The organism is Roseateles sp. FW301-B2, from assembly GCF_058788955.1.
Genome location: NZ_JBYTBE010000018.1, coordinates 85,695 through 102,617, shown reverse-complemented (window position 1 = coordinate 102,617; position 16,923 = coordinate 85,695). Strand labels below are relative to the sequence as shown.

16 protein-coding genes are annotated in these 16,923 nt (G+C 69.0%); 8 read left to right on the top strand and 8 right to left on the bottom strand.

What is annotated here, in order from left to right:
- Positions 1–403 precede the first annotated feature (403 nt).
- Together AC3WQY_RS14120 and AC3WQY_RS14115 are read right to left on the bottom strand one after the other, a co-directional pair.
- Positions 404–832, bottom strand: coding sequence for a DNA polymerase III subunit chi (locus tag AC3WQY_RS14120; RefSeq protein ID WP_492709210.1), 429 nt, complete (start codon positions 830–832; stop codon positions 404–406).
- A 26-nt stretch (positions 833–858) separates the two neighbouring features.
- Entirely contained in the window at positions 859–2,319 is a 1,461-nt protein-coding gene (locus tag AC3WQY_RS14115) for a leucyl aminopeptidase (protein WP_492709208.1), read from the bottom strand.
- A gap of 28 nt (positions 2,320–2,347) precedes the next feature.
- Between AC3WQY_RS14115 and lptF the strand changes: the two genes are divergently transcribed.
- Genes lptF through AC3WQY_RS14090 form a run of 5 tightly spaced genes read left to right on the top strand, consistent with a single transcriptional unit; the run spans position 2,348 to position 7,145 of the window.
- Positions 2,348–3,454 (top strand): LPS export ABC transporter permease LptF, encoded by a 1,107-nt coding sequence (gene lptF / locus AC3WQY_RS14110; RefSeq protein WP_492709206.1) that lies wholly within the window; start codon positions 2,348–2,350, stop codon positions 3,452–3,454.
- Positions 3,451–4,620, top strand: coding sequence for an LptF/LptG family permease (locus tag AC3WQY_RS14105; RefSeq protein ID WP_492709204.1), 1,170 nt, complete (start codon positions 3,451–3,453; stop codon positions 4,618–4,620). The genes lptF and AC3WQY_RS14105 overlap by 4 nt, the downstream gene beginning before the upstream one ends.
- Before the next feature lie 5 nt (positions 4,621–4,625).
- The gene (locus AC3WQY_RS14100; protein ID WP_492709202.1) at positions 4,626–5,024 is read left to right on the top strand and encodes a sirohydrochlorin chelatase; all 399 of its coding nucleotides are present in this window, start codon (positions 4,626–4,628) and stop codon (positions 5,022–5,024) included.
- The gene (locus AC3WQY_RS14095) at positions 5,021–5,965 is read left to right on the top strand and encodes a CysB family HTH-type transcriptional regulator (protein WP_492709200.1); all 945 of its coding nucleotides are present in this window, start codon (positions 5,021–5,023) and stop codon (positions 5,963–5,965) included. The genes AC3WQY_RS14100 and AC3WQY_RS14095 overlap by 4 nt, the downstream gene beginning before the upstream one ends.
- Before the next feature lie 25 nt (positions 5,966–5,990).
- Entirely contained in the window at positions 5,991–7,145 is a 1,155-nt protein-coding gene (locus AC3WQY_RS14090) for a pyridoxal phosphate-dependent aminotransferase (protein ID WP_492709198.1), read from the top strand.
- A 1-nt stretch (position 7,146) separates the two neighbouring features.
- Here the strand turns inward: AC3WQY_RS14090 and AC3WQY_RS14085 are convergent, their stop codons facing one another.
- Together AC3WQY_RS14085 and AC3WQY_RS14080 are read right to left on the bottom strand one after the other, a co-directional pair.
- Positions 7,147–9,198: a type IV pilus assembly protein FimV gene (locus tag AC3WQY_RS14085; protein ID WP_492709196.1), complete on the bottom strand. Its 2,052-nt coding sequence runs from the start codon at positions 9,196–9,198 to the stop codon at positions 7,147–7,149.
- A gap of 118 nt (positions 9,199–9,316) precedes the next feature.
- Positions 9,317–10,087 (bottom strand): class II aldolase/adducin family protein, encoded by a 771-nt coding sequence (locus AC3WQY_RS14080; protein ID WP_285232455.1) that lies wholly within the window; start codon positions 10,085–10,087, stop codon positions 9,317–9,319.
- Between the two features lie 86 nt (positions 10,088–10,173).
- On the opposite strand from AC3WQY_RS14080, the gene AC3WQY_RS14075 reads away from it, so the two are divergent.
- Both AC3WQY_RS14075 and AC3WQY_RS14070 read left to right on the top strand, forming a co-directional pair.
- A complete protein-coding gene (locus AC3WQY_RS14075; protein ID WP_285232456.1) occupies positions 10,174–10,878 on the top strand; it encodes a Crp/Fnr family transcriptional regulator in 705 nt (234 codons plus the stop codon).
- A 57-nt stretch (positions 10,879–10,935) separates the two neighbouring features.
- Entirely contained in the window at positions 10,936–12,009 is a 1,074-nt protein-coding gene (locus AC3WQY_RS14070; RefSeq protein ID WP_492709193.1) for a phosphotransferase, read from the top strand.
- 10 nt (positions 12,010–12,019) lie between these two features.
- On the opposite strand, the gene AC3WQY_RS14065 is transcribed toward AC3WQY_RS14070, so the two are convergent.
- Positions 12,020–12,745 (bottom strand): hypothetical protein, encoded by a 726-nt coding sequence (locus tag AC3WQY_RS14065; RefSeq protein ID WP_492709191.1) that lies wholly within the window; start codon positions 12,743–12,745, stop codon positions 12,020–12,022.
- 90 nt (positions 12,746–12,835) lie between these two features.
- Here AC3WQY_RS14065 and AC3WQY_RS14060 point away from each other — a divergent pair, with 90 nt between their 5' ends.
- A complete protein-coding gene (locus tag AC3WQY_RS14060; protein WP_285232459.1) occupies positions 12,836–13,528 on the top strand; it encodes a glutathione binding-like protein in 693 nt (230 codons plus the stop codon).
- Positions 13,529–13,546: 18 nt separating this feature from the next.
- Here AC3WQY_RS14060 and AC3WQY_RS14055 read toward each other — a convergent pair whose 3' ends face one another.
- From AC3WQY_RS14055 to flgK, 3 genes are read right to left on the bottom strand one after another with little or no spacing between them, the layout of a single operon-like run.
- Positions 13,547–14,587 carry a hypothetical protein gene (locus AC3WQY_RS14055; RefSeq protein WP_492709188.1) on the bottom strand — a complete coding sequence of 347 codons (1,041 nt, stop codon included), beginning with the start codon at positions 14,585–14,587 and terminating at the stop codon, positions 13,547–13,549.
- A 10-nt stretch (positions 14,588–14,597) separates the two neighbouring features.
- On the bottom strand, positions 14,598–15,488 hold the full coding sequence (locus tag AC3WQY_RS14050; RefSeq protein WP_285232461.1) for a flagellin N-terminal helical domain-containing protein: 891 nt from the start codon (positions 15,486–15,488) through the stop codon (positions 14,598–14,600).
- A gap of 14 nt (positions 15,489–15,502) precedes the next feature.
- Complete coding sequence (gene flgK, locus AC3WQY_RS14045; RefSeq protein WP_492709186.1) at positions 15,503–16,891, bottom strand: flagellar hook-associated protein FlgK; 1,389 nt, start codon at positions 16,889–16,891, stop codon at positions 15,503–15,505.
- Between the last annotated feature and the right edge of the window lie 32 nt (positions 16,892–16,923).

Below are 16,923 nucleotides of genomic sequence, written 5' to 3'. Positions count from 1 at the left end.
TCCTTGCCCAGGTGGGCAATCGCGCCGCTGGTGGGGCCGACGTGGCCGATCTTCACGACCAGGTCTTGCGCCATCGCCGTGCCGCACAGCACGGCCGCGACGGCGCCCACGATCACATTCAACTTGACTTGCATGTATTACCTCCGAGTTGGAAGAAGGAGAGCTTATTAACGTTGAATTCTCAACGAGCGCAAACATACCCCAATTCCACCCCTTACTCCAGGGGGAAACTCTGGAAAACCGCATGCCGTCTGATGCGTTCCCGCTGTCGTTTACCCGTACTTACCCTGCCGGTTTCATATGGGGTGCATCGATATGTGGCACAGCCGCACCGAGTTGGCACGCCACGCGAGGGGCAAGACCTGACCCCTGTGCCTAGCGCCGAGCCCCGCCAGTCCGCGATTCAGTCGCTGACGACGTGATGCGAGACCTGGCAACCCAGCTCGCGATAGCGCTTGAAGCGCATGCGCCCGGCCTGCACCTGCTGCTCGTCGCGCGACACCACCTCCAGCACGCGCTCGAAGGTGTCGAAGGCAGGCGGCAGGTCCGAACCCAGGTTGAGCAGCATGTGCCGGTGCGGGATCGACTCCACCCGCTCGGCCAGCACCACCGGGGTGCGCTGCAAGGCGGGCCTGAGCGGCGCGTCCGCCACGCGCACATGCGGGACGAACTCGGTCGGCTCGAAGGTCCAGAGCGCGGCGTCCAGCCGCTCCAGCACGGCTGGCGGCCCCAGCACCCCGACGCGTGCGCCGCTCAGCTGCGCCTTGCGCAGCAGGCGGCACACATAGGGCAGGCGGTCGGCCACATTGGTGTAGAAGCTCACCTCTGCCATACGCCGACTCCTGCCTCCCCGCTCGCTCAACGAACCTGCGACAGCACGAAGTGCGTCAACAGGCCCACCGGGCGGCCGGTGCCGCCCTTGGCGGCGCCACCCTTCCAGGCCGTGCCGGCGATGTCGAGATGGCCCCAGCGGTACTTGCTGGCGAAGCGCTTGAGGAACATGGCCGCGGTGATCGAGCCACCGGCGCGCGAGCCCACATTGGCCACATCGGCGAAGTTGCTCTTCAGGCCTTCCTCGTACTCTTCGTCCAGCGGCATGCGCCAGCACAGATCCTGCGCGGCTTCGCCCGCCGCCAGCAGCGAGGCTGCCAGCTCGTCATCGCTCGCGTACATGCCGCTGCGCACGCCGCCCAGCGCGATCACGCAGGCGCCCGTCAGCGTCGCCACGTCCACCACCACCGCCGGCTTGAAGCGCTCGGCATAGGTCAGCGCGTCGCACAGGATCAAGCGGCCCTCGGCGTCGGTGTTGAGGATTTCGATGGTCTGGCCCGACATCGAGGTCACCACATCGCCCGGCTTGAGCGCGCGCCCGCTGGGCATGTTCTCGCAGGCCGCGATGATGGCCACCAGATTGATCTTGGGCTTGAGTTCGGCCACGGCGCGCAGCGTGCCCAGCACGCTGGCCGCGCCGCCCATGTCGAACTTCATCTCATCCATCTCCGCGCCCGGCTTGAGCGAGATCCCACCCGAGTCGAAGGTGATGCCCTTGCCCACCAGCACCACCGGCGCCTGCGTCTTGGCCGCACCCTCGTAGCGCGCCACGATGAAGCGCAGCGGCTCGTCCGAGCCCTTGGCCACCGACAGGAAGGAGCCCATGCCCAGCTTCTCGCAGGCCTTGTGATCCAGCACCTCGACCTTCAGCCCATGCGTGCGACCCAGAGCCTTGACCTCGTCGGCCAGATAGCTGGGCGTGCAATAGTTGCCCGGGCGGTTGGCGGCCTCGCGCGCCAGCTCGATGCCCTCGGCAATCGCCAGACCACGGGCCAGGCCGGTCTTCACGGCCTTGGCATCGTCCTTGCCGGCCAGCAGGCTGAGCTTGTTGAAGGCACCGGCCTTGGGCGCGCTCGGCTTGGTATGGCGGTAGACGTAGACGGCATCGCGCACGGCCAGCACGGTCTGCTCGACCAGCGCGTCGCTCACAGCGTCGAAACCAGCGAAGGCGATCGCCGCATGCGCGGCGCCACGGCCCTTCAGCTGGCCCACCGCGTTCTGCACCGCGGCACGTGCCGTCTTCACCGTGGCCTTGCCGGCGGCGGCGAACACCACGCGCGCAGCCTTCACGCCGGCCGGGCGCAGCAAGGTCAGGGCCTTGCCGGCCTTGAATTCAAAATCCCCCAGCTTGACCGCATCCTTGAGCAGGGTGCTCAGGGCTGCATCCAAACCAGCGGGCACGGCCTCGCCCGCCACGATCACCACCAGCGCATCCGCTGACACATTGGCCAATGCATCCAGGGACGCAGTCTGAGTACGGAAGTCCATAATGTCGAGAAATAGATAAAGTGCCCGGATGTTATTCGATTCCACCGTACGCAAGGAGTTGGCCAGAAGCTTCGGCGTCACCCTCGTCGTCATCCTCACCATCGTGCTGACGATGATGCTGATCAAGACCCTGGGCCTGGCGGCGGGCGGCAATGTCGCCCCCCAGCATGTGCTCTACCTGCTGGGCTATATGTCGCTGGCGCACCTGCCCACGATGCTGAGCCTGTCGCTCTTCATCGCCATCGTCGCCACGCTGGGCCGCATGTACCGCGAGTCCGAGATGACGATCTGGTTTGCCAGCGGCGTCGGGCTGGGCCGCTTCGTCAAACCGGTGCTGCGCACCGCCTGGCCGGTGGTGCTGGCGGTGGCGGTGCTGATGATGATCATCTGGCCCTGGGGCAACCAGAACAGCAGCCAGCTGCGCGAGCTGTACGAGCAGCGCAGCGATCTGTCGCGGGTCGCGCCCGGCCAGTTCCAGAGTTCGGCCGACGGCTCGCGCGTGTTCTTCATCGAGCGCGACAGCGCCGACGACAAGACCGCGCGCAATGTCTTCATCCTGATGAACTCCGAGCGCAGCGAATCGGTCACCACCTCGCTGAAGGGCCATATCGAAACGGCCAAGGACCAGCGCTTCCTGGTGCTCGAGCATGGCCAACGCAATGAGCAGGACCCCCAATCCGGCGCCAAGGCCCTGGCGCGCTTCGAGGAATACAAATTGCTCGTGGACAACCAGGCCATGCGCGCCACCGACCAACGCCCGCCCAAGGCGATCGGCACGCTCGAGTTGCTGGACAAGCCGATCCCGCGCAACCAGGGCGAGCTGACCTGGCGTTTCGGCATGGCGCTGGGCTGCGTCAACCTGATGCTGCTGGGCATCGGCATCTCGGCCAGCAACCCGCGCCGCGCCAGCAACTGGAACCTGCTGTTCGCCCTGCTCGGCTTCGTGGTCTATTTCAACCTCATCAACCTCTCGCAGTCCTGGGTTGCCAGCGGCCGCATGAGTATGGCCGGCGCCCTGCTGGCGGTGCATGGCAGCGGCTTCGCGCTGGCCCTGGGCCTGCTGTGGTGGCGCGACCAGGGCAACCGCCTGTGCCTGCCCAGGCGCAAGCCCCGCTTGGCCGGGGGCGGCGCATGAGGACGGTACGCCGCCTGCTCTACCGCGATGTGTTCGGCGCCGTGTCCTTCGTGATGCTGGGCTTTCTGTCGCTGTTCTTCTTCGTCGACTTCGTGGACGACCTGGACCGCATGAACCGGGTCGGCGCCGGCGCCGCCCAGGCGGCCTGGCTGTCGCTGCTCAAGGTGCCCGGCAATGTCTACGAGCTGGCGCCCTTCGCCATCCTGATCGGCACCATCTACAGCCTGGCGCGCCTGGCGCAGTCGAGCGAGTTCACCATCCTGCGCACCGCCGGCCTCGGGCCCGGGCGCGCGCTGGGCCTGCTCGCCAGCCTGGCACTGATGTTCGCGGCCCTCACCTTCGTGATCGGCGACTACATCGCCCCCCTGACCGGGCGCGAGGCGATGGTGGCGCGCGCACGCAATGCCGGCGCCGCGGTGAGCGAGAGCGGCGCCTGGCTGAAGGACAAGCTCAGCACCCCCGCCGGCGAATGGAGCTACTCGGTCCATGTGCAGCGCGCGCGCGCTGGCGGCCTGCTGGAGCAGATCCGCATCTTCGAGTTCGATGCCCAGGGCGGCCTGGTAACGCGCCTGTCGGCCCAGAGCGCCAAGGTCTCGAACATCGGCGTCTGGACGCTCGAGGGCGTGAGCGCCACGCAATGGCGGCAGACCGGCAGCCCGCTGCTGAGCCTGGCGCCCGGCAAGGAAGCGGCGCCGGCGGCAAGACCTGGCACCGGGCCGGCGCCGGCGGGCCTGCTGGAACATCGGCTGGCGCAACTGCCCTGGCACAGCAGCCTCACCCTCGGGGTGGTGACGGCCGCGGTGCTGCCGGCGGCCAATATGTCGACGCTGGAGCTGTACCGCTACACCGAGCATCTCTCGGCCCAGGAGCAGTCGGCCCAGGCCCACAACATCCAGTTCTGGCGCAAGGCCTTCTACCCGATCGCCTGCATGGTGATGGTGGCCCTGGCCCTGCCCTTTGCCTATCTGCACGGCCGCGCCGGCGGCATCAGCCTGAAGGTGTTTGGCGGCATCATGCTGGGCATCAGCTTCGTGCTGATCAACAACCTGGCGGGCCATCTGGGCCTGCTGAAGAACTGGACGCCCTGGGCCGTGGCCGCAGCGCCCAGTCTGTTCTATATGGGCATCTCGCTGGCCGCCTTCGGCTGGCTGGTGCGGTACCGGTGACGACGATGGATGGCCTGCTCCTGTTTGCCCATGGCGCCCGCGACCCCGCCTGGGCCCGCCCCTTCCAGGAAGTGGCGCGCCGCATCCGCCTGGCGCGCCCAGCGCTGCCGCTGCAGCTGGCCTTTCTGGAGCTGATGCAGCCGGACATCGAAAGCGCCGCGCTGCAGCTGGCCGAGGCCGGCTGCACGCGCGTGCACATCGTGCCGCTCTTCCTCGGCGCCAGCGGCCATGTGCGGCGCGACGTGCCGCCGCTGGTGGACAAATTGCGCGCCGCCTGGGGCGAGCGCGTGCAATGGCTGCTGCATCCCGCCATCGGCGAGCAGGACGCGCTGATGCAGGCGATGGCAGATCTCAGCCTGGGGCTGCTGAACGCCGGCTCGGCGAACGAGGGCCACGCGCCATGAACCTGCATCAATTCCGTTTTGTCCAGGAGGCGGCGCGCCGCAACCTCAACCTCACCGAGACCGCCAAGGCCTTGTTCACCTCGCAGCCCGGCGTCTCCAAGGCCATCCTGGAGCTGGAAGAGGAGCTCGGCGTCGACATCTTCTCGCGCCACGGCAAGCGCCTGCGCAGCATCACCGAGCCCGGCCAGCAGGTGCTCAAGGCCATCGAGGTCATCATGCGCGAGGTCGGCAACCTCAAGCGCATCGGCGAGGAGTATTCCAAGCAGGATGCCGGCACGCTCTCCATCGCCACCACCCACACCCAGGCGCGCTATGTGCTGCCCGGGCCGGTGGCGCAGCTGCGGCGCCAGTACCCGCAGGTCAATGTGAGCCTGCACCAGGGCAACCCCGAGCAGGTCGCGCGCATGCTGGTCGACGAGACCGCCGATGTCGGCCTCGCCACCGAGTCGCTCAGCGAGTTCGAGGAACTGATCTCCCTGCCCTGCTACGAATGGCAGCATGTGCTGGTGGTGCCCGCCGGCCATCCCTTGGCGCTGGTCGAGCGCCCCACGCTGGAGCAACTGGCGGCCGAACCCCTGGTGAGCTACCACCCCAGCTTCACCGGCCGCACCCGCATCGACCGCGCCTTTGCCGCGCGCCACCTGCAGCCCAATATCGTGCTAGAGGCGATCGACTCCGACGTCATCAAGACCTATGTGCGCCTAGGCATGGGCGCGGGCATCGTGGCCGAGATGGCGGTGCGCGACGATCCGCCGGGCGGCGACCTGGTGGCGAAGCCGCTGGGCCATCTGTTCGGCCAGAACGTGGCCCGCATCGCCTTCAAGCGCGGCGCCTATCTGCGCAACTATGTCTATGCCTTTGCCGAACTGCTGTCCGAGCGCCTCAACAAGCACCTGCTGCAACGCGCCCTGAACGGCCAGGCCAGCGACTACGAACTCTGAGTCTTACGCCCGTCCCGTCTTGCCGATGACCACGCCACCCACGCTTGCATCCCGCCTGCCCGATGTGGGCACCACCATCTTCACGCGCATGTCGGCGCTGGCCCAGCAGCACCAGGCCGTCAACCTGGGCCAGGGTTTTCCGGATTTCGACTGCGACCCGGCCCTGATCGATGCGGTGGACGCGGCCATGCGCGCCGGCCACAACCAGTACCCGATGATGAGCGGCGTGCCGGCGCTGCGCGAGGCGGTGGCGGCCAAGCTGCAGCGGCTCTACGGCCATGCCTATGACGCCGGCCGCGAGATCACCATCACCGCCGGTGCCACCCAGGCCATCTTCACCGCCCTGCTCGCCATCGTGCATCCGGGCGACGAGGTGATCGTGCTGGAACCCTGCTACGACAGCTATGCGCCCAACATCCAGCTGGCCGGCGGCCGCGTGCGGCGCGTGTCCTTGGACCCGCACAGCTTCCGTCCGGACTTCGCGCGCATCCGCGCGGCGCTGGGCGAGCGCACCCGCGCCATCGTCATCAACAGCCCGCACAACCCCAGCGGCACGGTCTGGAGCGATGCCGACATGCGCGCGCTCGCCGCGCTGCTGGAGGGCACCCAGGTGCTGGTGATCAGCGACGAGGTCTACGAGCACATGGTGTTCGACGGCCAGCCGCACCAGAGCGCGGCGCGCTACCCGGCGCTGGCGGCGCGCAGCCTGATCGTCTCCAGCTTCGGCAAGACCTACCATGTCACCGGCTGGAAGGTCGGCTATGTGGCCGCGCCGGCCGCCCTCACGGCGGAGTTCCGCAAGGTGCATCAGTACAACGTGTTCACCGTCAACACGCCGATGCAGCATGGCCTGGCGCGCTACCTCGACGACCCCAGGCCCTATCTGGACCTGCCGGCCTTCTACCAGCGCAAGCGCGACCTGTTCCGCGCCGGCCTGGCGCGCACGCCGCTGCGCCTGCTGCCCTGCGAAGGCACTTATTTTCAATGCGTGGACTACAGCGCCGTGAGCGAGCTGCCGGAAGAGGCCTTCTGCGATTGGCTGACGCGCGAGATCGGCGTCGCGGCGATTCCGATGGCGGCATTTGGCGGCGCCGACCGCCACGAGCGCGTGGTGCGCTTCTGCTTCGCCAAGCGCGACGAGACGCTCAATAAGGCGCTGGAGCTGCTCGCCAGGCTGTGAATCAGGCCTGCTGCGCCGGCGGCGCGGCCGGCTCGTCCAGCGAGATGTCCACGTCGATGGGCGAGCTGGCCTGCGGCGTGCTCTGCCAGACCATGGTGGCCATCATGCCCGCGCCCGCGGCGGCCGCGGCACTGCCCGATCCGTCCAGCGGCAGGAACACATCGATGTCATCGCCGCGCACCTCATGCTCGGAGATGTCGCGCGCCACCGCATACAGCATCAGCAGATCACGGTAGGCCGGCAGATTCAGGCCGGCCTCGCCAAGCGCATCGCGCGAGAGCAGCGCCTGCACGGCCGCCATGCTCACGCCGGCATCGTGCCAGCAGGCCTGCAGGCGGCGCAGCACCTCGGGATAGGCCTCCAGGCCGTGGCCCTCGTTCAGATCCTCGCTCCAGGCCGGCGCGCGCGCATCGAAGCGCTCGGCAAAGCGCTCGGCCAGCGCGGCAAAGGCGGCGCGATCGCCGCGGCGCTGGTGAATCTCCAGCAGCTTCAGATAGGGCAGGCCGTTGCCATCCGCCTGCTCGAGGCGCTCGGTGAGCAGTTCGACGGCGGCGTCCTCCTGGCCCAGCACGAGGAAGAAGTCCACCTGCTGTTCCAGGTCGATCAATTCCTCCACCGTCACCATGCGCTGCGCGTCCAGCTGCCGCACCGGTGCGGCGCTGGGCGCATGCAGGGCAGCCGGCTGCGTGGGCAGGCCCTGGTTGATCAGTTGCACGCTGAGCGGTTCCTGCTCGGCAGCGGCGGCAGGCTCGCCCAGGTCCAGCAGGCCGGGCAAGGACATGGTGCGCTCGTCGGGCGGCGTGGACAAAGCGCCCGGCACGGTGGTATCCAGCGCCTCGGGAGGCATGGCGGGCGCCATGCGCGGCGCGGCGGGAGCGGCCGGCGCAGGCGCCACGGCCGCGGGCGCCGCTGCGCTCGCCTCGGGCCTGGAGCCGGACCACCAGGCCTCGCCATGCTGGCGCCGCTCGCGCCGCAGGGTCAGGCCCAGATAGGTGCAGGCGCCGGCCAGGGCCAGGCTGAGGGCCAGCAGGCCGAGGCTGAAGGGGTTGCTGTACTGCGCACGCTGGGCCTGCTCCAGCTGCACGCGCAGGGCCAGCAGGCGTTCCTGCGTCTGGCGCTGTTCGGCCTGCAGCTTGGCAAAACTCTGCTCTAGCTTGACCATGCGCTCGCTCGCCTCGGCCGGCATACTGGCCGCGCCGCTGGCGGCGCTGGCAGCCTGGGCAGCCTGCAGGGAGCTGGATTCGAGCAGCGCTTCGGGCGCCTCGAGGCTCAGCCTGCCGCCGCCGGCCTTCGGAGCACTGGCGGCCTGCGCGGCGACGGCCACGCTGGTGCGCGTGCGCGTGCTGCGCCTGGGTTTGGTGGTTTCGGCGCTTGGGCCACTTGCGGCGCTTGACCCCGCCGCGCCATCGCCGGCCGTGCTGCGGGGGCCCGCCGCCGGGGCACGCTTGGCGCGCGGCTTCGGTGCGGCGGCACTTGCCGCCTGCTCGGGCGCCGCCAAGGTGGCCAGCTCCTGCGCCGACAGCAGGCTGGCCGGCTTGGCATTGGCGGTCGCCAGCGCGGCCTGCAGGGCGGGTGAGTATTCGCGCAACTCGGCGCTGGGCATGCGTGCACTGCCCGCGTCAGGCAAGGACGGCGCGCCGCTCGCGGGCGGGTCGATGAAGGCGGTGTACTGGCGCGTGAAGCGCGCCGGGCAGCCCACCGCCAGATTCACGGTCACCAGCGGCTCGTCAATCTGCACCACCGTCTGCAAGCGCACCAGGCGCACCGAGCTTTCGTCCTCGCCCTCGAGCTGGATCTGCACCAGATTGGCCGGCATGCGGGCATCGCCGGCCAGCACCTCGGCACGCACGCAATCGCGCGTCAGCGTTTCGCCGCGCGCAAGTTGCAGGGGGAAGGTCAGGCTCAGCGGTTGGCCCAGGGCCGACAGGGTCTGCGGACGCCCCACCCCCACCGCATGGGCGTTGGTCCATCCGCCGGCAAGAAGTGCAAGCAGGAGGGTGCGCAGTCTGGCGGACGCAGCGCCGGCCTGCGGCGCTGGTTTGGCTCGGTCCATTCCCGGGATCTGTGTTGTTCTGCGGGGCACTCTAGCATGAGGCCCCGCGCCGGCGCCGCCGGAATGCTCTGCGGGCCGCACGCTGTTTCGTCGCGCCCACAGTCAGGGTGTTGAAACCTCAGCTGGCATAGCCGGGCAGGCGGCGATCCAGACGGCGCAGCAGCCCCGGCCAGGCCAGCGCCCCGCCCAGGCCCTTGGTCACCTGCGCGGCCTGCTGCTGGGCGCCGCCGATGATGGCCGGGTTCACCTGCACCAGCTCGCCGCCGCCACTTTGCGCGCGCAGCTGGATCGCGCACACGCTCTCGAACAGATACATCGCCAGAAAGGCATCGGCGACGCTGGCTCCCAGCGTCAGCAGGCCATGGTTGCGCAGCATCAGGTAGTTCTTGGCGCCCAGGTCGGCCACCAGGCGCGGCTTCTCGTCCTCGCGCAGCGCCACGCCCTCGTAGTCGTGATAGCCCAGGCTGGAGAGCACGAAGATCGACTGCTGCGAGAGCGGCAGCACACCGCCCCGCTGCGCCGACACCGCCACGCCGTTGAGCGTGTGCGTGTGCAGCACGCAGCCGGCATCGGCGCGCGCCGCGTGCACGGCGCTGTGGATGGTGAAGCCGGCCGGGTTCACCGGATAGGGGCTGTCGTCCAGCTTGTTGCCCTGCATGTCGACCTTCACCAGGCTGGAGGCAGTGATCTCCTCGAACATCATGCCGTAGGGGTTGATGAGGAACTGATCGTGCTGGCCGGGCAGGCGCGCGCTGATGTGGGTGAAGACGAGATCGTCCCAGCCGAACAGCGCCACCAGGCGGTAGGCCGCCGCCAGGTCCACGCGCAAGCCCCATTCGGCCGCGCCGAAACGCTGCTGACCCTCGAGTTGTTCGGCATCTGCGGGCATCTTGGTCTCCTGCTTCAGTAGGTTTTGGTGAGTCGTACACAATAGGGAAGGACGGCCATGTGGAGCTGTCACGTCAGCGACTAAGCATGAATAGCCCGGTTCTTACAATTCCCGAACGCAGCAACATCGAGTCGGGGTCGTGGTTCTCAAAACTCTCACTGCCCTTGCGCAGCGACATCCTCTCCCGTGCCACGGTCCGACGCCTCAGCGACGACGCCCTGCTCTCCTGCCGTGGCGAGCCGGCCGAGGAATGGGTGGGCGTGGCCAAGGGCGCGGTGCGCATCAGCTCGGTCTCGCTCTCGGGCAAGCAGATCACCCTCACCTATGTGGAGCCCGGCACCTGGTTCGGCGACATCTCGCTGTTCGACGGCCTGCCGCGCACCCACGATGCCACCGCGCATGGCGACACCACCCTGCTGGTGGTGCGCAAACCCGATTTCCGCGAACTGCTGGCGCGCCACTCCGAGCTCTACGAGGCGCTGCTGCGCCTGAACTGCCGGCGCCTGCGCCTGATGTTCGACGTGGTGGAAGACCTCAACACGCGGCCGCTGGCCTCGCGCCTGGCCAAGCAGATCCTGCTGCTGGCGCGCAGCTATGGCGTGCCGCAGGGCGAGGAAATCCGCATCGGCCTGCAGCTGGCGCAGGAAGACCTGGCGCAGATGCTGGGCGCCTCGCGCCAGCGCGTCAACCAGGAGCTCAAGGGCTTCGAGCGCGACGGTGCGGTGCGCGTCGAGCCCACGCGCCTGGTGGTGCTGAGCAAGGAAAAATTGATGGCGATCGCCGCCAAGTAGTGAGCCCGGCCACGCCGCCCGGGTCGCCGCACTGAATTCACTGCAATCAGGAGACCCATGGAAGCGTTCACCGGCACCCGTGCCCCCTCACATTCGATCGACAACGAGGCCCTGGCCGCCTGGCTCGGCAGCCAGGTGCCAGGTTTTGCCGGCCCGCTCAGCATCGAGCAGTTCAAGGGCGGCCAGTCCAATCCCACCTACAAGCTCGTCACGCCGGGCCAGACCTATGTGATGCGCGCCAAGCCGGCGCCGGCGGCCAAGCTGTTGCCCTCGGCCCACGCCATCGAGCGCGAATACATGGTGATGCGCGCGCTGCAGGACACCGAGGTGCCGGTGCCGCGCATGCTGGCCTTGTGCGAGGACGAGAGCGTGATCGGCCGCGCCTTCTACATCATGGAGTTCGTGCAGGGCCGCGTGCTGTGGGACCAGTCCCTGCCCGGCATGACGAATGCCGAACGCGCCGCGCATTACGAGGAGATGAACCGCGTCATCGCCGCGCTGCACAAGGTCGACGTGCAGGCGGTGGGCCTGGCCGGCTATGGCAAGCCGGGCAACTACTTCGAGCGTCAGATCGGGCGCTGGAGCAAGCAGTACCAAGCCTCCATCACCCAGCCCATCGAGGCGATGGACCGCCTGATCGAATGGCTGCCGGCGCATATCCCCGAGTCGGCGCGCGACCCGCGCGAGGTGTCCATCGTGCATGGCGATTTCCGCCTCGACAACCTGGTGTTCCACCCCACCGAGCCGCGCGTGCTGGCGGTGCTGGACTGGGAGCTCTCCACGCTGGGCCACCCGCTGGCCGACTTCAGCTACCACTGCATGTCCTGGCACATCCGCACCTCGGGCACGGCACGCGGCCTGGGCGGCGTGGACATCGCGGCGCTGGGCATCCCCGACGAGCAGAGCTATGTGCGCCGCTACTGCGAGCGCACCGGCCGCATCGACCCGGCGCTGGTGACGAAGGACTGGAACTTCTACCTGGCTTACAACCTGTTCCGCATCGCCGCCATCCTGCAGGGCATAGCCAAGCGCGCCGAGGACGGCACCGCCTCCAGCGCCCAGGCGCGCGAGGCCGGCGCCGGCGCACGGCCGCTGGCCGAGCTGGGCTGGCAGTTCGCGCAGCGCGGCTGAGCGCTGGCCTTCAGTGAGCCGGCCGCGCCAGCGGCGGCTCGTCCTCGGGCGTCTGGCTCTGCCAGGCCACCGAGGTGGTGGTGGGCCAGGGCCCGCCCTCGCTGAGGCGCAGGTTGACGCGCTGGGCCGCGTGGCAGGCCACCTCCAGCAGCTTCACCAGCGACTGGATCTGCGGCAGCGAGGCCTCGGCCATGGTGGTGCGCAAATAGAGGTTGCCGCGCAGGCTCATCATCACGAAGGGCCGCTCGTCGGGCAGCAGATCCTGACTGGCCTGGGCCAGCGCCTCGTTCAACTCGCCCTCCAGCCAGGCGGCCGGCAGTTCGCGCGTCACGCCCAGGGCGCCGAAGCGCTGGCGCACCAGCTTGGAGGTGAAGCCATTGAACTTGGGGAACATCACCAGCCAGCGCATCTCCTCCGGCGTGTCGGTGTCGACGCGGGTCTTGAGCGTGTCGGTATAGGCCTCGAAGACGGTCTTCTCCAGCGTCTCCATCAGCTGGCGGCACAGCACCATCATCTGCAGGTCGCCGCTCAGGCGCAGCTCGCAGCGCATGCGCAGCTCATGGCCCGGCAGATAGCCGCGCTGCGACGGGCCCCACTCGATGCGCAGGGGCCCGGGCAAGGCGCGCGGGAACTCGAGCACGAAGCCCTCGCCGTCGCGCGAATGGCGCAGCCCACCGCCGCGACCCTCGGCCCATTCGGCGATGGGCTTCCAGCGCGCCGCGTTGGCACGAGCCACAAACCATTGCTTGACTTGCTTAATTACCATGAGACGTGACAATGCGATGACAGCGTGAGAACCATCACCAGTGCAGGATGGAGCGACCGAATGATCGAAGTGTATTCATGGGCCACGCCCAACGGCCACAAGGTTCACATCATGTTGGAAGAATGCGCGCTGCCCTATCGGGTGATCCCCGTGGACATTGGCACGGGAGCCCAGTTCGACACCAAGTTCCTCACCATCAGCCCCAACAACAAGATCCCGGCCATCATCGACCCGCAGGGCCCCGATGCCGCACCGATCTCGCTGTTCGAATCCGGCGCCATCCTGCTCTACCTGGCCGGCAAGACCGGCAAGCTGCTGCCCGCCGACACGCGCGGCAAGTACGAGGTGCTGCAATGGTTGATGTTCCAGATGGGCAGCGTCGGCCCCATGCTGGGCCAGGCCCACCACTTCCGCATCTATGCGCCCGAGAAGATCGCGTACGCGATCGAGCGCTACACCAACGAGGCCAAGCGCCTGTACGGCGTCATCAACAAGCGCCTGGCCTCCAGCCGCTACATCGGCGGCAAGGACTACAGCATTGCCGACATCGCCGTCTTTCCCTGGCTGCGCTCCTGGAAGAACCAGGGCGTGGAACTGAAGGACTATCCGCACCTGAAGGGCTGGTTCGACGAGATCGCCTCGCGCCCGGCCGTGCAGCGCGGCGTCGAGGTGTTGGCCCAGCAGCGCAAGCCCTTGATGGACGACAAGGCGCGCGAGATGCTGTTCGGCGCCACCCAGTACAAGCGGCACTGAGCGGCGGCGGCGCCGGGCTCAGTCGCCCAGCAGCTGCTGCACGCGTTCGCGGCGCAGGCCCTTGAGCGCCGGCGCCAGCGCCGCGTAGGTCTCGTAGTCCATCGGCTTGGCGGCGTCGCCATGCTCGGCGGCAAAGCCGGCGGCCAGGCCCTGCATCGCGGCGGCGCTGGCCCGCTCCTCGGCCTGGCCCGCCACCGGCTGCAGGCCGGCGACGCGCTCCGACAAGCCCGCCCGCGCCTGCTGCAGCTGCAGCTGGGCCTGGGCCAGCCGAGCCAGGGTCTCGCGCTGCGCGGCCGCACCATCCAGCCGCCATTGCGCCGGCTGCAGCGCCTCGCCCAGCGGCTCCAGGCGCGCCCGCACCAGCTGCCCGCTGGGGAAGCGCCGCCCGTCGCCCTTCAGGCTGAGGCCCTCGCGCAGCGCCGGCCAGGTGGCCTCGGCGACGCTGAACTGCAGCTCGCCGCCCGGGGCCGACACGCGCACGCCGGCGGGCGCGAGCAACTGGTCGATGCGGCGCAGCTGCGCCTGCGGGCCCGCGGCGGGGTCGATCGGCACATTGATGGTGGCGGCGCGGCCGGGCAGCGCCAACCGCAGGGTCTCCGGGCCATCGTCGCGCAGCGAGGCCAGATCCAGGCCGCGGATCGCAAAGCGCTGGCGCGCCTGGCCGGGCTCCACCAGGCGCAGCTGTGCGTCCAGCACGCCGGCCTGCGGGCGCTGCAGCCAGGCCAGGGTCAGGTCTTGCAGCCGCCGCTGCAGGGCGGCCGGTTCGGCCTGGGCCAGCAGATCGGACTTGAAGCGCTGCAGCTGCGCCAGCAGGCCGTCGACATGGTCCAGCCCCTGTTGGTAGGCCGCGACGCGCTGCTGCAGGCCGGGCTCGCGGTAGGGGCTGGCCGGGCGTAGCGTGCGGCCGCCGCTGCCCTCGCTGGTGCTGGCGACGGCGGGCTGGCGGCTCGCCGCGGCGAGTTCGCGCGCCAGCGCCGGGCCGGCCAGCGGCGCCGCGGCGGCGCGGCCCGGCCCTTCGCCGCTGGCGCGCGGCGCTGCGAGTGCGGGAATGCTGCGCAAGGGTCCGGCCTCAGAGCGCGTCGAACAGGCTCAGGCTGCTGACGCGGGCATAGGCCTTCTGCGTCGCCTGCACCGCCTGGGTGTAGCTGTTCAGGCGCACGGCCGCCTCGCCATAGTCCAGCTGGCCCAGGCTGATGCTGGCCTGCTGGTTCGACAGCGTCACCGCGTCATGGTTGTCTTCCAGCGTCTGCAGCACGGTCTGGCGCCCGCCCAGGGCGCCGATCTGGCCGGCGATGGTGGACAGCATCTGGTCGATGCCGCTCAGCTGCGCACTGGCGGTGCTGGCATTGCCGGCGCCCAGCTTGGCCACGGTGTCGTCCAGCTGGTTCAGGAAGGCGGTGATGCCGGCGACGCTGACATTCGCCGCCAGGCTCACGCCGTCGCCCACCGCCACGTCCTGGGTGACGGTGTTGATGCCCACGCCGCTGCTGTAGCGCGCCCCCGGCACCACCCCGGTCAGCTCCACCGTCGGCACCATCGTGGCGGTGCCCGAGAACAGGTAGCGGCCCTCGGCGTTCTTGCTGTTGATGGTGAAGAACAGGCTGTCGCGCAGCGCCGCCAGCGAGCCCGACATGGCCTGCAGGTCGGCGCTGGTGTTGGTGCCGTCGGCGGCCCAGACCATCAGGTCGCGCGCCAGCAACAGGTCCTGCTTCATGCCGTCCAGCGTCACCTCGTTGGTCTGCAGGCGCGTGCGCAGGCCGCTGATGTTGTCGCGGTACTGGTGCAGCGCCGCGCCCTCGCGCGCCATGCGCGCCAGGCGGATGGTGGCGATGGTGTCGTCCGAGGGCTTCATGACGCGCTGGCCGGAGGCCATCTGCTGCATCACGGTGCTGAGGCCGGTGTTGGCCGCCTGCAGCGCGCTGCTCATGGTCTGGTGGTATTGATTGCTGGCAATGCGCATCTTGCTTCTCCGCTTCAGCCGACCATCGCCAGCGTGCTGTCGAACAGCTGGTTGGCCACCGCGATCACCTTCATGTTCGCCTCGTACATCTGCTTGAACTGCATCAGGTTGATCGCCTCTTCATCGCTGTTGACGCCGCTGGTGGACTTCCAGTTCTCCTGCGCCTGGTCGTGCACCGTCTGCGCGGTCTTCTGCGCCGCCTGGTTCTGCTGGCTGCTCACGCCCAGCCGGCCCACCAGCTGGGTATAGACATCGCCCAGCACCACCGCCACCGGCGCGGCCAGGGCCTGGCCCGCGGTGTCGAAGGCGGTGAGGTTGATGCTCTGGCCCTTCAGACCGATCAGGGCGGCCAGATTGCGGCTGTCGCCGGCCGCGCTGCTGGCTGCCGCCGTGCTCGAGAAGGCCAGCTGGCCGGCGCCGATGCCGCTCAGGCTCAGACCGGACGCGCCATAGACGAACAGATCCACGCCGGGCGTGCCGTCGGGTTGGAAGCCGGCCCGCAGCTGGGTGTTGAACTGGCCGGCCACGCCCTGCGCCAGCTCGGCAATGTTCTGGGCCAGGGGCTTGAGCAGCTGCTGCTCGAAATCGTCCAGCCCGCCCAGCTGGCCGCCCAGGCCATGGCCCAGCACCTTGAAGGCGGTGTTGGCGAACTGCAGCTGCATGCCGCTGGCGTCCTGGCTCAGCTGCGCCGCATCGCTGGCGGCCACCAGCGGCTGGCCGTTCTTCAGCGAGACGCTGCGCGTGCCGTCCGGCAGGTCCACCACCTGCACGCCCACCAGGGCGGCCAGCGCGTCAGTCTTGAGATCGCGTGCGTCCAGCAGGCCGGCGGCGTTGATATTGCTGCCGCGGCTGGCGGCGATCTGCGCGTTGAGCAGGGCGATGTCGCGGCTGATGCTGTTGATCTGGTCGAGCGCCGCGCCGCGCTGCTCGATCACCGCGTTGCGCTGGTTGTCCAGCAGGCGCTGCAGGCTGCCGAAGCGCTTCACCAGGCCGTCGGCGGCGGTCAGCACCTGCTCGCGCAGCGGGCCCGAATCGGGTTGCACGCTGGCGGCGTTGAGCGCGGCAAAGAAATCGTCCAAGCCCTTGTTGATGTTGGAGGTGTCGTCCGACATCACCTGCTCGAGCTGGTTGAAATAGGCCTGCGTGCTGTTGGCCTGGCCGAGGTTGGCACTGGCCTGCCAGAGCTGCAGGTTCTTGTAGCCGTCGCTGAAGCGCAGCAGCGCCGACACCGCCACGCCGCTGCCGGCCTCGGTCGTGCCGGCGCGCTGCGGCTGCACCGAGCTCAGCAGCACGCCCTGGCGCGAGTAGCCCGGCGTCATCGCATTGGCGATGTTCTGGCTGGCGCCGCTCAGCGCGGCCTGGGCCGCCTGGGCACCCGAGAGGGCGTTGTAGATCATGGACATGGCGGACTCGCTCGCTAGGTGGGCTTCAGGAG

Bases quoted from the DNA above. Each gene is read 5' to 3' on its own strand.
- AC3WQY_RS14120 (WP_492709210.1), bottom strand. From the start codon at position 832: ATGGCAGAGGTGAGCTTCTACACCAATGTGGCCGACCGCCTGCCCTAT.
- AC3WQY_RS14115 (WP_492709208.1), bottom strand. From the start codon at position 2,319: ATGGACTTCCGTACTCAGACTGCGTCCCTGGATGCATTGGCCAATGTG.
- lptF (WP_492709206.1), top strand. From the start codon at position 2,348: ATGTTATTCGATTCCACCGTACGCAAGGAGTTGGCCAGAAGCTTCGGC.
- AC3WQY_RS14105 (WP_492709204.1), top strand. From the start codon at position 3,451: ATGAGGACGGTACGCCGCCTGCTCTACCGCGATGTGTTCGGCGCCGTG.
- AC3WQY_RS14100 (WP_492709202.1), top strand. From the start codon at position 4,626: ATGGATGGCCTGCTCCTGTTTGCCCATGGCGCCCGCGACCCCGCCTGG.
- AC3WQY_RS14095 (WP_492709200.1), top strand. From the start codon at position 5,021: ATGAACCTGCATCAATTCCGTTTTGTCCAGGAGGCGGCGCGCCGCAAC.
- AC3WQY_RS14090 (WP_492709198.1), top strand. From the start codon at position 5,991: ATGACCACGCCACCCACGCTTGCATCCCGCCTGCCCGATGTGGGCACC.
- AC3WQY_RS14085 (WP_492709196.1), bottom strand. From the start codon at position 9,198: ATGGACCGAGCCAAACCAGCGCCGCAGGCCGGCGCTGCGTCCGCCAGA.
- AC3WQY_RS14080 (WP_285232455.1), bottom strand. From the start codon at position 10,087: ATGCCCGCAGATGCCGAACAACTCGAGGGTCAGCAGCGTTTCGGCGCG.
- AC3WQY_RS14075 (WP_285232456.1), top strand. From the start codon at position 10,174: ATGAATAGCCCGGTTCTTACAATTCCCGAACGCAGCAACATCGAGTCG.
- AC3WQY_RS14070 (WP_492709193.1), top strand. From the start codon at position 10,936: ATGGAAGCGTTCACCGGCACCCGTGCCCCCTCACATTCGATCGACAAC.
- AC3WQY_RS14060 (WP_285232459.1), top strand. From the start codon at position 12,836: ATGATCGAAGTGTATTCATGGGCCACGCCCAACGGCCACAAGGTTCAC.
- AC3WQY_RS14050 (WP_285232461.1), bottom strand. From the start codon at position 15,488: ATGCGCATTGCCAGCAATCAATACCACCAGACCATGAGCAGCGCGCTG.
- flgK (WP_492709186.1), bottom strand. From the start codon at position 16,891: ATGTCCATGATCTACAACGCCCTCTCGGGTGCCCAGGCGGCCCAGGCC.